The organism is Mesorhizobium sp. SARCC-RB16n (assembly GCF_008520305.1).
GTDB lineage: Bacteria > Pseudomonadota > Alphaproteobacteria > Rhizobiales > Rhizobiaceae > Mesorhizobium.
Genome location: NZ_ML703271.1, coordinates 68444 through 83388 on the forward strand (window position 1 = coordinate 68444; position 14945 = coordinate 83388).

A 14945-nucleotide genomic window follows, 5' to 3' on the forward strand; every position below is an offset into this window, starting at 1 on the left:
CCCTTGACTCCAATCGCCATGGTTATAAGACATATCATATGAATAGTATGAAGAATAAGAAATCTTTCAGCACGGCGCGCACGTCACGGGTTGCCGTGGCGGTCTCCAGCGGTTCCACCGCGCTGCACGCGACAGTCGTCGAGCAGATCGGCCTGCGCATCGTGCAAGGCGACTTCCTGCCCGGCGAGGCCCTGCCCAATGCCGACGATTCCAGCGAGATGCTGGGGGTCAGCCGTACGGTACTGCGCGAGGCAATCAAAGTTTTGGCTGGCAAGGGGCTCGTCGAATCGCGGCCGAAGACCGGCACACGGGTGCGTCCGCGCTCCGACTGGAATTTCCTCGACCCCGATGTCCTGTCTTGGCGCTATGCCGGCGGTGTCGGCGCCGAGGATGTGCGGGCACTGTTCGAATTGCGCCGCGCTATCGAGCCGATGTCGGCGGCTCTTGCCGCCCAGCGCGCCACGCCGGCGCAGATCGCCGAGATCCATGCGGCGCTGGCCGAAATGGAAGCCGTGAGCGATGACGGCGACCGCTTCGCCAAGCCCGACCTGGTATTCCACCAGACCATCCTGCGCATGACCGGCAACGAGTTGATCGGCTCGCTGGCGGCACTGGTCGAAACCGCGTTGGTGATGAGCTTTCGCCTCTCCAACGACAATCCGGAAGGGCAGCGACACTCTTTGCCGCTGCACCGGGAAGTGGCCGAAAAGATCGCCGCCGGCGACGCCGCGGGCGCGCAAAAAGCGCTGCTGGTGCTCATCGACAACGCCGAGGACGATGTGCGCCGCAGCGTCGACAACCGCAACAAACGCCGCAACGACCGGGGCCAGCAATCGTGACCGAGACCAAACGCAAACTGCGGTCCGAAGCCTGGTTCGGCGGCGAAGGCAAGAACGCCTTCATGCACCGCAGCTGGATGAAGAACCAGGGCATTCCGGCTGATGCTTTCGACGGCCGCCCGGTGATCGGCATCTGCAACACCTGGTCGGAACTGACCCCGTGCAATGCCCACCTGCGGGGGCTGGCCGATCACGTCAAGCGCGGTGTCTACGAAGCCGGCGGCCTGCCGCTGGAATTCCCTGTGATGTCGCTGGGCGAAAGCAACATGCGCCCGACCGCCATGTTGTTTCGGAACCTGGCCAGCATGGATGTCGAGGAGTCCATCCGCGGCAATCCAATCGACGGCGTCATCCTGCTGGTCGGCTGCGACAAGACCACGCCGGCGCTCTTGATGGGTGCCGCCTCGTGCAATCTGCCGACTATCGCCGTCTCCGGCGGGCCGATGCTGAACGGCAAGTTCCGTGGGCAGGATATCGGCTCGGGCACACATGTCTGGAAATTCGCCGAGGAGGTCAAGGCCGGCCGCATGCCGGTCGCCGATTTCCTCGCCGCCGAGCAAGGCCAGAGCCGGTCGGCGGGCAGCTGCATGACGATGGGCACCGCCTCGACCATGGCCAGCATGGTGGAAGCACTCGGCATCGGCATGCCGGATAATGCCGCGATCCCAGCGGTGGATTCGCGCCGTGGCGTGCTCGCCCAGCTGGCCGGACGGCAGATCGTCGATCTTGTCCGCCGCGACGTGACGATTTCGCAGATCCTCACCAGGCAAGCCTTCGAGAATGCCATTCGCGTCAACGGCGCGATCGGCGGCTCGACCAATGCGGTGCTGCATCTGATCGCAATCGCCAACCGCGTCGGCGTCGATCTCAGCCTCGATGACTGGGACCGCCTTGGCCGCGGCGTTCCAACCATCGTCGACCTGATGCCGTCGGGGCGGTTCCTGATGGAAGATTTCTACTATGCCGGGGGGCTAGCTGCGGTCATGGCGTCGCTTGATGAAGTGGGGCTTCTTCATCGCGACGCCATGACCGTCAGCGCCAAGACGATCGGCGAACTGATCGACGGCGCGCCCAACTACAACAGCGAGGTCATCCGGCCGCTGAGCGAGCCGCTGACCAGAGAAGGTGGCATCTCGATCCTGCGCGGCAATTTGGCTCCCAACGGCGCGGTCATCAAGCCGTCGGCGGCAACGCCCGAACTGATGCAGCATCGCGGCAAGGCGGTCGTCTTCGAGAACATCGAGCACTACTACGCCCGCATCGACGATCCGGAGCTGGATATCGACGCCTCCTCGGTAATGGTGCTGAAGAACTGCGGGCCACGCGGCTATCCCGGCATGGCCGAAGTCGGCAACATGCCGCTGCCGGCCAAGCTGCTCAGAGAAGGCGTCTCCGACATGGTGCGCATTTCGGACGCGCGCATGAGCGGTACCGCCTACGGCACCGTGGTGCTGCATGTGGCGCCCGAGGCTGCGGCAGGCGGCGCGCTGGCGCTGGTGCGCGACGGCGATCTCATCGAGCTCGACGTCGCCGGCCGCCGGCTGGAGTTGCTGGTGTCCGACGAGGAACTGGCGATCCGCCGTCGCGACTGGAAGCCGCCGGCGCCGCCCGAAGGTGGCTACCAGAGCCTCTATGTTGAGCGCGTTCTGCAGGCCGACAAGGGCTGCGACTTCGACTTTCTCGTCGGCCGGCGCGATGCCGGCATCCCCCGGCATTCCCATTAGAGAGGCGCGCGATGACGGATCAGATCGGCAGCTACGCGACCTACCCCAGCCTCAAGGGCCGCAGCGTGTTCATCACCGGGGGCGGCAGCGGCATCGGCGAAAGCCTGGTGCGCCATTTCTGCGCGCAAGGCAGCCGCGTCGCCTTTGTCGACCTGGCCGAGGAGCCTTCCCGGCGCCTGGTCGATGCGATCGCGACCGAGGGACACGCCGCGCCGCTGTTCATTCCCTGCGACCTGCGCAATGTCGAAGAGCTGCAGGCCGCCACCGCGCAGGCGGCGCGGCACAACGGCCCGATCCAGGCGCTGTGCAACAATGCCGGCAATGACGACCGCCACCAGACCAAGGACGTGACGGTGGCGTATTGGGACGACCGCATGGCGGTCAATCTGCGCCACCAGTTCTTCGCCGCCCAGGCAGTGCGCCCGCAGATGAGCGCGCAGGGCGGCGGCTCGATCATCAATTTCGGTTCCATCACCTGGATGGTCGGCGATCCCGATTGCCCCGCCTACGTGACCGCCAAGGCGGCGGTGTACGGCATGACGCGAGCGCTGGCCCGCGAACTCGGCCCCGAGCGCATCCGCGTCAACTGCATGGTGCCTGGCTGGGTGATGACAGAGCGCCAGATGCGGTTGTGGCTGAACCCGGCCGGCGAACGCCAGATCTCGGAGCGGCAATGCCTGCCCGACCGGCTGCAGCCTTCCGATATCGCGCGCATGGCGCTGTTCCTCGCCGCCGACGACAGCCTGATGTGCACGAGCCAGCAGTTCATCGTCGATGCGGGTTGGGTGTGACTGGCACGGTCTCTAAGGAAGAAGGGTATTTCATGCGTCTTGTTCAGTACACAACGCTCGATGGCGGCAGGCGGGTCGGCCTTGTCTCCGATGACGGCGATCGCCTGCATCCGCTCGAAAACACCAGCACGGTGCTGGAACTCGCCGAAGCGGCAATCGCGCAAGGCGCGTCCATCGCATCGCTGGTCGAGAAGCGGACGGGCACTGCAACGATCGACTATGACGAGCTGTTGCGCGATGGCCGCGTGCTCGCTCCCGTCGACCATCCCGAACCGGCGCGGTTCCTGGTCACCGGCACCGGCCTGACCCACACCGGAAGTGCCGCCGCGCGCGACAAGATGCATGTGCTGACCCATGGCGAGGACGCAGAGGAATCGGATTCGCTGAAGATCTTCCGCATGGGCCTGGAAGGCGGCAAGCCCGGTGCCGGCAAGATCGGTATCCAGCCGGAATGGTTCTTCAAGGGCGTCGGCACCTGTGTCGTGCCGCCTGGCGCCGATCTGCCCATGCCGGCCTTCGCGCGCGCCGGCGCCGAAGAGGCCGAGATCGTCGGCCTCTACCTCAACGGGCCTGATGGCCGCCCCTATCGCATCGGCTATGCGCTGGGCAACGAATATTCCGACCATGTGACGGAGGCCGAGAACTACCTCTATCTCGCCCATTCCAAACTCCGCGCCTGTTCGATCGGACCCGAGATTTTGATCGGCGACCTGCCCGAAGAGGTGCGCGGCCATTCCCGCATCCTGCGCGACGGCGCTGTCATCTGGGAACAGGACTTCCTGTCGGGCGAAGCGCACATGTCGCACTCGATCGCCAATCTCGAGCACTTCCATTTCCGCTACCCGATGCACCGCAGGGCGGGCGACCTGCACGCCTACTTCTTCGGCGCGGCGGTGATGAGCTACGCCTCCGGCGTCAAGACGGCTTCCGGCGACGAGTATGAAATCCAGGCACAGACGTTCGGCAAGCCACTGCGCAACCGGATGGTTTCGGTGCCGGACGAGGGACTGGTCACCGTCACCCAGCTGTGACGGCGAAAGCCCCGGAAATTACGGTCCAACAGAACGACAATGGGAGATTAAAAATGGGACTGAAGAAAGCGTTCCTGAGACTAGCGACGATCGGGCTCGGTATCGGCCTGATGACATCGGCGGCGCTGGCCGCGAACCTGCGCGTGCTGGCCTGGGACGGCTACGCCGACCCAGACTGGGTGAAGGACTTCACCGCCGCCACCGGCATTGGCGTCGACGTCGTCTTCATCGGCAGCGATGACGAGATCTGGGCCAAGATTAAGGGCAGCGAAGGTCAGGACTTCGACGTCTTCGCCGTCAACACCGCCCAGCTGCAGCGCTATATCAAGGCCGATCTGGTGTCGCCGATCGACATCACCAAGCTGCCGAACCAGAAGGACGTGCTGCCGCGCTTCCGCGATCTGTCCCAGGTCAGCGGCGACACCAAGGACGGCAAGGTCTACGGCATTCCGTTCTGCTTCGATTCCATCGGGCTGATCTACGACACCGACAAGGTCAAGCCGGCGCCTACCTCGATGTCGGTCTTGTGGGATCCGGCCTACAAGGGCAAGATCCTCGCCTACGACAATGGCGAGCACAATTTCTCGTTCACCGCGCTGACGCTCGGCTACAAGGATCCGTTCAACCTCAATGCGGAGCAGATGGCTGCGGTCAAGGCCAAGCTGGTCGAGCTCAAGCGCAATGTGCTGAGCTTCTACACCACCGCCGACGAGGCGCAGCAGATCTACCAGAACAATGACGTTGCGCTGATCTGGGCCAATTATGGCCAGCAGCAGGTCAAGGCGCTGCAGAAGATCGGCGCCCATGTCGCCTACGTCAACCCGAGCGAAGGCGCGCTTGCCTGGCTCGACAACTGGGTGATCTCCAAAGGCGTCCGCGACAACGCGGCGGCCGAGAAGTGGATCGACTTCATGCTGACGAAGAAGATCGGCGGCGAGCTTTCCGAGCGTACCGGCTTCGGAAATACCGTGGTCGAGTCGAGCAGCGCCGGCGGCAACGACAAGCTGGTCTGGCTCAACAATGTCGAGGACCCGCTCAAGCGTTCGGACATGTGGAATGAGGTCAAGGCGACACCCTGATCCTTTCGCGCCTGACTTCGAAGGACCCGGCGGTCCGGACGTTCCGGACCGCCGAAGCGTATGCGAGAATATTCCATGAACCAGAACATCGACCTCTTGACGCTGCGGTCCGTCTCGAAATCCTACGGCACGGTTCCCGTGCTGCACGACATCGACCTGTCGATCCGGGATGGTGAGTTCCTCACCGTTCTTGGACCGTCAGGCTCCGGGAAGACCACGGTCCTGCGGCTAATCGGCGGACTGGAGCCGCTGACCGCGGGCGAAATCCGGCTGGACGGCCAGGACATCAGCCGCATGCCGATCAACAAGCGGCCGTTCAACACCGTGTTCCAGGACTATGCGCTGTTCCCGCACATGACCGTTTCCGGCAATGTCGGCTACGGGCTTTCGGTGCGCCATATCAAGCGCAAGGAGATCGCAAGCCGTGTGTCGCAAGCCCTCGAACTGGTGCAGCTCGGGCGTTTCGCCGAGCGCTTTCCGGCGCAGCTTTCCGGCGGGCAGCGCCAGCGTGTCGCGCTCGCCCGGGCGCTGATCTGCCAGCCGCGCCTGATCCTGCTCGACGAGCCGCTCGCGGCACTCGACCTCGAACTGCGCCGGCAGATGCAGGAATTCCTGAAATCCATCCAGCGCGAAATCAAGACCACTTTCCTGTTCGTCACCCACGACCAGGAAGAAGCGATCGGCATGGCTGATCGGATCTGCGTCATGCAGGCCGGCCATATCCGTCAGCTCGGTACGCCGCATGAGCTCTACTACAAGCCGAATTGCGAATTCGTGGCGCGCTTCTTCGGCGAGAACAATCTGGTGGCTGGAAAACTTGGGCCGGTCCAGGGCGAGCAGCGCCCGATCGAGACGGCCCTTGGACGCCTGGTCTGTTCGATCTGCGACCAGCCGCATCTGAAGACCGCCCCCGACGGGGTCAGCGCCTTCGCGGCGTTCCGTCCCGAAGCCTTGCATCTTGCGGATGCCAAGGATGGCGCCAACCGCTTTTCCGGCACCATTACCGATCTGGCCTTTGCCGGCTCGTCGACGGTCGCAACGATCATGGCTGGGGCGAACGATGCCGCGCAGCGCCTGCGACTGCGCATGCCAAGCCGGATCGACGGCAGCGCGCTGAAATCCGGCGAGATGGTCTCGCTTTGCTTTGCGCCGCATGAAGGCCATCTGGTGCTGGCATGAGCAGAGCCGGCTCGACGCACTCTGCGGAAGGTCGCTTGTCGCAGCTGGTTACAGTGCTGGCGTTTGCCCTGCCTGTCATCTTCGTCCTCGTGCCGCTGGCGATCTTCCTGGTCTACAGTTTCTTCGGCGTCGACCAGGGCACGATCGTCTACGCGCCGACGCTCAGCAACTATGTCAGGTTCTTCACCGATCCGATCTTTCTGCCGGTGTTCTGGAACACCATCGTGCTCTGTGTGTCAGTCGCTGTCATCTGCATCCTGCTTGCCTATCCCGCCGCCTATTTCCTGACGACGCTGAAAGGGCGGTGGCGCTATGCCTTGCTGATGCTGCTCCTGGTGCCGCTGCTGATGAGCTACGTCATCAAGATCTATGCGATCCGCAGCATCCTCGGCCTCAACGGCTTCCTCAACAAAGCGCTGGTGGCGCTCGGCATCCTGGATCAGCCATCGACGCTTTTCGTCTTCAACATGAACGCCATCCTTTTGACGCTGAGCCTGCTTTTGATCCCTTTCGCCATCCTGCCGATCTTCCTGTCGCTGGAGCGGATCCCGCAGACCTTGCTGCGTGCCTCGGACGATCTGGGCGCGAGCAGCCTGCAGACATTCCTGCGCATCACCTTGCCGCTCAGCCTGCCCGGCGTCGCCTCGGCGGCAAGCTTCGTCTTCGTGCTTGCGATCGGCGACTTCTTGACGCCGCAGATGGTCGGCGGGATCAGCGGCTTCACCTTCGGCCGCATCCTCTACAGCCAGTTCGGCACTGCCTACAACTGGCCGTTCGGCGCGGCGCTGTCGGTGGCGCTGGCGATCGTGGTGATCTGCGCAATCCTCGTCGGCGAAAGGTTTGGACGCAGCCGGGGGACGTCAGTATGAGCGCGCCCCGGCCTTCCACGATCTTCCTGGCCGCGATCACGGCGCTGGTCGCGGTGCTGCTCTACAGCCCATTGTTCGTGCCGATCGTGTCGTCGTTCTTCACCATTTCACATGGCAATGTCGACTGGTCGTCGCCCACCCTTTCGACCTATGTGGCGCTGGCTGGAAACCATGAGATCCTGGCCGCCTTGCGCACCACGCTGATCGTTGGTCTCTGCACCGTCGTGCTCTCGGTGGTCAGCGGAACGCTGCTGGCGCTCTACTATCACGGTCGCCGCTTCGGACGCTCTTACCTGCAGTTCATCATCTTCCTGCCGTTCCTGATGCCACCGATCATCAGCGGCCTGGCACTGCTGATCTTCTTCCGCGAGATCGGCCTCGAGCGCTCGCTGCTGACCGTCGTCATCGGCCACACGGTGTTCGTGCTGGCAATCGTCTATCGCACCGTGCTGATGCGGCTGCAGTCGATGAGCCGCACGCTGGTCGAGGCATCCTACGATCTCGGCGCGACGGGCTGGCAGACCTTCTGGCGCATCATCCTGCCGAACCTGTCGAGCGCCATGGTCGGGGGCGCCATCCTGGCCTTCGCGCTGTCGTTCGACGAAACCATGATCACCATCCTCGTCACCGGCACGCAAAGCACGCTGCCGGTCAGGCTGTGGGCGATGATGCGGCTTGGCTTTTCGCCCGACATCAACGCGCTGGTGGCGCTGATCCTGATGTTCACCGTGCTGCTCTGCGTGCTTGCTGCCCGTTTTCTGATCCCCAGGCAGATGGCGACGGAACGGACCTGAGTTTCAAGCCAGGATGATCATCCGGCAGAAATAGTTGGGTCGAGGTTGAAGACGCGACCCGGATTGAGGATGTTCTTCGGATCGAGCGCCGTCTTCAGCCGCCGCATCGTGGCGATTTCAGTGTCGCTGCGCACCAGATGCAGCCACTGCTTCTTGTCGAGGCCGATGCCATGCTCGGCCGACACGCCGCCTCCGGCCGCCGCCACGCCGCGATAGATGATGCCATATGCCGCCGCCGGATCCTTGGTCAGGACCTGATAGTGCAGGTTGCCGTCGCCGAGATGGCCGAAGACATAGATGTCGGCGCCGGGATCGACGGCATGGATGGCGGCGTCGGCTTCTTGCAGGAATGCTCCCATCCTCCGCAACGGGATGCTGACGTCGACGCCGATCAGGCCTTTGATCGAAAACAGAACGCGGTTGGCGTCTTCGCGCACATCCCAGAGCGCGCGGAATTCGCGCGGCGATTGCGAGACGACCACATCGTCGACGACGCCGTCCTCGACCGCCTGCATCAGGACCTCGGCGAAGCGCTCGCCGTCGCGTTCGGGCTCGCTGCCCTGGATTTCGGCCAGCACATAGACCGGCGAGCCAGCCGGCAACGGCGCCGGCATGGTCATGCTGGCAACCATGACGTCATAGAGCGGCGCGAAATTGACCTCATAGGCCGACAACAACGGGCCGAGCCTGAGCCGCAACAATCCCAGCAGGGCGATCGCCGCATCGAGCGAAGGCAGCGCGCAGAAGGCGTTCACCTCGGACGCGGGCTTGGGATGCAGCCTGAGCGCGGCGCGGGTGACGACGCCGAGCGTCCCTTCAGCGCCGATGAAGAGTTGGCTGAGGTCGTAGCCGGAATTGTCCTTGGGCAGGCCTTTGAGCGACGTCAGAACGCTGCCATCGGCAAGGACCGCCTCGAGCCCCAGCACCTGCGCCCGGTACATGCCGTAGCGCAGCACGCGGATGCCGCCGGCATTGGTGGCGATGTTGCCGCCGACCGTGGCGGAGCCCCGCGCGCCGATATCGACACCGAACATCAGTTCGGCGCCGTCGGCGGCCTCCTGCACCGCCTGCAGGGTGGCACCGGCTTCGGCAACGATGGTGGCGGCTTGACGATCCGGCGCGGCAAGGCCGGTCATGCGCTCCAGCGACAGCACGATCTCGTCCGGCTGGACGCGTGCGCCACCGGCCAGTCCGGTGCGTCCGCCCTGGACGACGACTGGCTGGCCGAGAGCGTTGCACGCTGCCAGCACGGCCGCGACACCATCGGTATCGCGCGGACGCAACACGGCTTCAGGAAGGGCGCCGAGCTTGCCGTCGGGATCGTCGCGATAGCGCTGGTCGACGTCGGAGCCGGCGAGCACACCGCCCACGCCCAGCCTGTCGCCAAGCGCGGAGAGAAGCTGTTGTGTTTCAGGCGACATTGCCAATCCTGTTCCATCAGTCGGCGCGAAGATTTTCCGAGAGAACCGCGGCCGCCGCGGCGATGTCCTGTTCAAGGGATGCGCGAACGGCTGGACCGTTGCGCTGTTCCAGCGCGACGACGATCCTGCGGTGTGCGTCATTGGATTGCGGAATGTAGCGGTCAGCCCGCATCAGGACCTTGAGATAGGGTCCAACCCGACCCCAGAGATCGCGGATCATGTTCAAGAGGATCGGCGCGCCGGCGTGCTCATAGATAGCAAAATGGAAGGCCTCGTTCAGGGAAAGATAGGCCCCGGCGTCGCCGGCCTCGATGGCGCGCTGCATGCCGGCGAGCGCGGCCTGTATGTCGACCAGCGCGCTCTCACTCATCCGCGTGGCCGCCATCTCGCCGGCCAATCCCTCGACGGCGATGCGGATGCGCGTCAGTTCCTCGAAAGCGGGCTCGGACAGCAAGGGCACGATGATCGAGCGGTTGTTCTGCATTTCCAGAAGCCGCTCGGCGACCAGCCTTTGCAGCGCCTCGCGGATCGGCGTGGTCGAAATGCCAAAGGTTTCGGCAAGCTTGCGGATGACAAGCGTCTGGCCGGGGCTGAAACCGCCTGAAATCAATTCCTGCTTGAGCGCGCCATAGGCGCGATCATTGAGGGTTTGATGTTCGAGCTTCAGCATGCGCGCCCGCTCAGCTCACCATTTCGACAGTGCGAGGTCGAGCGTCTCGGCCAGTTGCTCGGCATTGTCCCTGGCAAAGGGCAGCGGCGGCCTGATCTTCAGCACATTGCCGCGCGGACCGCAGGACGAAATCAGCACGCCGTCCTCGCGCATGGTTTCGACGACGGATGAGGTCTTGGCAGCGGCAGTGGCCCCATCCTCTGCCGCCAGCTCGACGCCGAAATAGAGGCCATTGTGCCTGACGTCGGCGACCATGCCGTGCCGCCTCTGCAAGGCGCGCAGCAGGTCTCCCGTATAGGCGCCCACGTTTCGTGCGTTCTCGATCAGTCCCTCGCCTTCGATCACCTCAAGCACGGCGATACCGACGGCGGCCGCGACCGGATTGCCGCCGAAGGTGTTGAAGTAGCCGGTGTTCGAACCGAACGAGCTCACCAGCTGCGGCCGCACGATCACCGCGCCCATTGGATGCCCATCGCCGATCGGCTTGCCCATGGTGACGATGTCCGGCTCGAGGCCATAATTGGCGAAGCCCCACATGCCCTGGCCAAGCCGGCCGAAACCGGACTGGACTTCGTCGGCGATGACGATGCCGCCCGCCTTCCTGACGTGATCGGCCACCTCGCGCATGACGGCCGCATCGGGGAAGAAGATGCCGTCGCTGGAAAAGGCCGAGTCGAGAAGCAGCGCCGCCGGGCGGATGTTTTGCGCGCGCATATCCTCGATCGCGGCGGCGACATTTTTGGCGAAGTCATGGGCGGCGCGGCCATGGTCGCGGAACGTGTCCGGCGCTGCCACGGTGCGATGCTGCGCGGGCACGCCCGCTGCTCCGACCGCTGCCGGCGACAGCTGCGCTGTCGCGATGGTGGCGCCGTGATAGGCGAAATCGGTGATGATCACGCCAGTGTTGCCGCTGGAGTGCTGGGCGATGCGGATGGCGAGGTCGTTGGCCTCGCTGCCGGTGCAGGTGAACATGGCGTGGCCGAGATGGAGCGGAAGCGTGCCGAGCAGCTTTTCCGCGTAATCGAGGATGATCTCGCTGAGGTAGCGCGTGTGGGTGTTGAGCGTGGCTGCCTGCCCCGACAAGGCCTCGACGACGCGTGGATGGCAGTGTCCGACCGAGGCGACGTTGTTGTAGGCGTCGAGGAATTTTCGGCCCTGCGAATCGTAAAGCCAGACACCGCTGCCGCGCACCAGATGGATCGGGTTGCGGTAAAAGGCGCGATAGGTCGGCCCGAGCAACCTGGCGCGGCGTTCGAGCAGCGCGCGCCCTTGTGCGGAAACTCCGGCATCGGCAGAGGCACTTGCGGGCAAGGACTGAGACACGGGCATCTACTCCGGCTTGGAATGATCGAGAAAATAGCGGCGGGCGTCCGCGGGCGACAGCCCGTCCAGCCGTTCGAGCGAGGTCCAGACCTCGGTAATGAGGCGCAGGACATAGTCGCGCTTGGCCGGAAACCGCTCGGCCTGCCAACTGGCGATATTGGCGATGAGCGCAAGCCGTGCACGAATGAGGTGGAAGAGGATGCCAAGCTCTTCGATTTCGAGCGGCTGCACCGACTGATAACCGGCGACGAAGCGAGCCGCAGGCGCCAGCGGATGACCTTCAGCCGGCCAGCGGTAGACGGCACCGATTGCGAGATCGCAGATCAGCGGCGAGTGGATCATGTCACCGAAATCGAGGATGCCGCTGACCATTTCCGGCCGCGAGGCATTCATCACCACATTGTAGGAATTCATGTCGTTGTGGACGATCTGGGCGCGCAGCCCGGGGATGACGGGTGCGGCATGTTCCTCGAAGGCATCGATGACGCGCTCGACCATGGCGCGATGGCCGGCGTCAGTGATGCACGCCAGCATCGGCCGTGTCTTCGCCACCTTGCGAATGTCCCACAGAAGGTCGCTGCCGGCGGCCGGATGGAAGAAGCCGCGCAGTGCCCGGCCGAGCCGGGCGAGGAAGATGCCGAGATTGCGATCCTGCGCCGCCGACGTGGGCGAGCGCGAAAGCAGCTGGCCGGGCAGATAGGTGACCAGCCGCACGATGCGCGGCGCCGATCCGCCGACGCTGACCATAAACTGCGCTTCGCCTTCGAGGCTCTTGCGCACCGAGGGAACAGGCAAGGCCGGATCGACCGCCAGGATGTGGTCGAGCGCCATGTTCTGGAAATCGGTGAAGCCGGCCTCTTCCGCCGGATGCGAGACCTTCAGGACGAACTCGCCCTCGCCTTCTGTCTGGATATGGAAATTATGGTCGCGCTCGCCTGGCAGCGGGCGCGCGCTGCCGGCGAGCCCGTAGTGCCGGCGCAATATGGCAAGCGCCTCGGCGATCGAAACGTCAGGCGCATCCTCGGCGAGCGTCTCGCCGAAGGCATCCGACACGGCCGCGTTCATGGCCCGACCTCGGGATCGATGGGTTCGAGACCGCACCAGTCGGCGATGAACAGCGCGATGGTCTGGGTGACCTTGCGCACGGAGTCGAGATCGACGGCCTCGTCATAGCCATGCGGCATGCGGCAGATCGGGCCGTAGACGATCGCCGGCGTGTCGGCATAGAGACCGAAGAAGCGCGCATCGGTGGTGGCCGAGGTGACATGCTCGGTCAGCGGCTCGCCCCAGACGGCGGTGTGGCTGCGCCGCAGCACCACTTCCATATCGTCGGCGCCTTCCAGCACATACCCCCCGGCCATGAAGCCGTTATAGGTCATCCTGGGCGGGCGATTGGCGAGGAACGGATCGGCGTGCGCCGCATTGGCGATGCAAGCCTCGAGTTCGGCCCTGGCATCTTCGAGCTTCTGGCCGGGATAGGTCGCGACACGCATCTCGAAGACGCAGCGCGCCGGAACGCTCGATGTCCATTCGCCGCCCTCGATCTTGCCCAGGTTGAAGCGGATCGGGTGCGGGTGATCGCAGAAATGCCTGTCGCTGACCTTCCTCGCATTCCAGACGATTTCGAGCTGCTTCAGCGCCTGGATGATGAGGAAGGCCTTCTCGATGGCATTGGCGCCGGCAGAAAAGGCACCCGACGCGTGCTGCGGATCGCCGTCGACCTCGACCTTGAACCAGATCGGCCCGACCTGCGCCCGCATCAGCCTTGGCTCCAGCGGCTCGGGTATGAAGGCGGCATCGGCGCGATAGCCACGCTGCAGACAAGCGAGCGCGCCGTTGCCGGTGCACTCCTCCTCGACCACAGACTGCAGATATACATTCGCAGCCGGCTGGTAACCGAGGCCGCGCAAGGCGGCCAGCGCATAGAGGCAGGCCGACAGGCCGGCCTTCATGTCGCCGGCGCCGCGGCCATGCATCCAGCCGTCCTCGATCGCCGGATCGTAGGGGTCGCGTACCCAGCGATCGAGCGGTCCTGTCGGCACCACGTCGATATGGCCGTTGAGGATCAGCGAGCGGCCGGTGGCGTTTCTCGGCGTATGGGTGGCGACGACGTTGAAGGCATCGTCATATGAAACCGCCACGGGTGAAAATCCGGGCAGGTCGCGGATTGCATCGACATCGACGCGCCACATATCGACCACATAGCCATTGGCTTCATACGCAGCCGCCATGAAGGATTGCGCGGCATGCTCCTCGCCGCGTTGCGAGGGAAAGCGCACGAGATCAGCCATAAAGGCGAGCTGACGGTCGAAACCATCGTCGACCGCCCGCAAAATGGCCTCATCCGCAATTCGCTCAGGCATGATATTCCGCTTTCCTGTGAATGGTGTATCATATCTCATATGCCATTTCCGGAAAAGGCAAGAAGACAGGCCGGCCTAAATTATGGCCCACCCCTGCAGCCTCTTGGCAGGCGGCCGCAGAATTGGCATCAGCTTCTTGACATGCCGGCAGGCTGCGCGACGGAAGATCGAGGACAGATGCAAGTCACCGAAGGCACATTGCCGTATGAAATCACCGATCTCGCGTCAGGCTACCGGCGTATCCCGGCCGGCAAGATCGTCAATGCGGTGACGTGGATGGAAGCGCGCGCGCCGGTGCAGGGTCTCGCGCATCCGCTGGCGATGACCCGCGTCACCAACCCCAAGCCCGCCTTCTACCGTTCGGTCTTTCTCGAGATCGGCGCTCCCTGGCTGTGGGACCGCGCCGCCGAAATGTCGGACGCCGACATCGCGGCGCATTTCGCCGACCCGCGCCAGCATCTTTATTACGGTCACGATGAAAGCGGCGACCATGTCGGCATGGCCGAATTCACTGTCGCCGACGGCAACGAGATCGAGATCACCTATTTCGGTCTCTTCCCTTCCTTGACCGGCCGAGGCCTTGGCAAGCGGCTGATGGCGGGTGCGCTCGATCAGGCATGGCGCCTAAAGCCGGGGCGTATCTGGCTGCACACCAGCAGCATCGATCATCACAGCGTCATCGGTTTCTACCGGGCTTGCGGGTTTGAACCCTATGCGGCCGGGTTCGAAATCACCGACGATCCCCGGATCAAGGGAACCCTGCCGCGCGATGCGGCCCCGCAGATCCCGCTGATCGAAACGGAATGGGTGCCCGGCCCCCGATGAGACCGTCTTCGCAACCCGCGAGGACCCGCGCGACACC

General features: G+C 64.2%; 14 protein-coding genes. 9 read left to right on the plus strand and 5 right to left on the minus strand.

Annotated elements, in window-relative coordinates; all coding sequences use genetic code 11:
- Positions 1-47: 47 nt before the first annotated feature.
- The 8 genes from C7I87_RS20010 (at position 48) to C7I87_RS20045 (ending at position 8306) form a co-directional block, all read left to right on the plus strand.
- The gene (locus C7I87_RS20010) at positions 48-839 is read left to right on the plus strand and encodes a FadR/GntR family transcriptional regulator (RefSeq protein WP_188393910.1); all 792 of its coding nucleotides are present in this window, start codon (positions 48-50) and stop codon (positions 837-839) included.
- On the plus strand, positions 836-2563 hold the full coding sequence (locus C7I87_RS20015; RefSeq protein ID WP_149905835.1) for an IlvD/Edd family dehydratase: 1728 nt from the start codon (positions 836-838) through the stop codon (positions 2561-2563). The genes C7I87_RS20010 and C7I87_RS20015 overlap by 4 nt, the downstream gene beginning before the upstream one ends.
- A gap of 11 nt (positions 2564-2574) precedes the next feature.
- On the plus strand, positions 2575-3354 hold the full coding sequence (locus tag C7I87_RS20020; RefSeq protein WP_149905836.1) for an SDR family NAD(P)-dependent oxidoreductase: 780 nt from the start codon (positions 2575-2577) through the stop codon (positions 3352-3354).
- Between the two features lie 32 nt (positions 3355-3386).
- Positions 3387-4385 carry an AraD1 family protein gene (gene araD1 / locus C7I87_RS20025; RefSeq protein ID WP_149905837.1) on the plus strand — a complete coding sequence of 333 codons (999 nt, stop codon included), beginning with the start codon at positions 3387-3389 and terminating at the stop codon, positions 4383-4385.
- A gap of 53 nt (positions 4386-4438) precedes the next feature.
- Positions 4439-5464, plus strand: a complete 1026-nt coding sequence (locus tag C7I87_RS20030) for an ABC transporter substrate-binding protein (RefSeq protein WP_149905838.1) — start codon at positions 4439-4441, stop codon at positions 5462-5464.
- Positions 5465-5539: 75 nt separating this feature from the next.
- Complete coding sequence (locus C7I87_RS20035) at positions 5540-6643, plus strand: ABC transporter ATP-binding protein (RefSeq protein WP_149905839.1); 1104 nt, start codon at positions 5540-5542, stop codon at positions 6641-6643.
- Positions 6644-6678: 35 nt separating this feature from the next.
- Entirely contained in the window at positions 6679-7512 is an 834-nt protein-coding gene (locus tag C7I87_RS20040) for an ABC transporter permease (protein ID WP_246696320.1), read from the plus strand.
- Entirely contained in the window at positions 7509-8306 is a 798-nt protein-coding gene (locus C7I87_RS20045; RefSeq protein WP_149905841.1) for an ABC transporter permease, read from the plus strand. Before C7I87_RS20040 ends, C7I87_RS20045 begins: the two co-directional genes overlap by 4 nt.
- 17 nt (positions 8307-8323) lie before the next feature.
- On the opposite strand, the gene C7I87_RS20050 is transcribed toward C7I87_RS20045, so the two are convergent.
- The 5 genes from C7I87_RS20050 to C7I87_RS20070 are packed head-to-tail and all read right to left on the minus strand — an operon-like array spanning position 8324 to position 14083.
- Positions 8324-9727 (minus strand): FAD-binding oxidoreductase, encoded by a 1404-nt coding sequence (locus C7I87_RS20050; RefSeq protein ID WP_149905842.1) that lies wholly within the window; start codon positions 9725-9727, stop codon positions 8324-8326.
- 16 nt (positions 9728-9743) lie between these two features.
- Entirely contained in the window at positions 9744-10397 is a 654-nt protein-coding gene (locus C7I87_RS20055) for a GntR family transcriptional regulator (protein ID WP_149905843.1), read from the minus strand.
- A 15-nt stretch (positions 10398-10412) separates the two neighbouring features.
- Entirely contained in the window at positions 10413-11726 is a 1314-nt protein-coding gene (locus C7I87_RS20060) for an aspartate aminotransferase family protein (RefSeq protein ID WP_188393911.1), read from the minus strand.
- Positions 11727-12785: a phosphotransferase gene (locus tag C7I87_RS20065; RefSeq protein WP_149905845.1), complete on the minus strand. Its 1059-nt coding sequence runs from the start codon at positions 12783-12785 to the stop codon at positions 11727-11729.
- Entirely contained in the window at positions 12782-14083 is a 1302-nt protein-coding gene (locus C7I87_RS20070) for an ArgE/DapE family deacylase (protein ID WP_188393912.1), read from the minus strand. Before C7I87_RS20070 ends, C7I87_RS20065 begins: the two co-directional genes overlap by 4 nt.
- A gap of 177 nt (positions 14084-14260) precedes the next feature.
- On the opposite strand from C7I87_RS20070, the gene C7I87_RS20075 reads away from it, so the two are divergent.
- Positions 14261-14908, plus strand: coding sequence for a GNAT family N-acetyltransferase (locus tag C7I87_RS20075; RefSeq protein WP_149905846.1), 648 nt, complete (start codon positions 14261-14263; stop codon positions 14906-14908).
- Positions 14909-14945 lie beyond the last annotated feature (37 nt).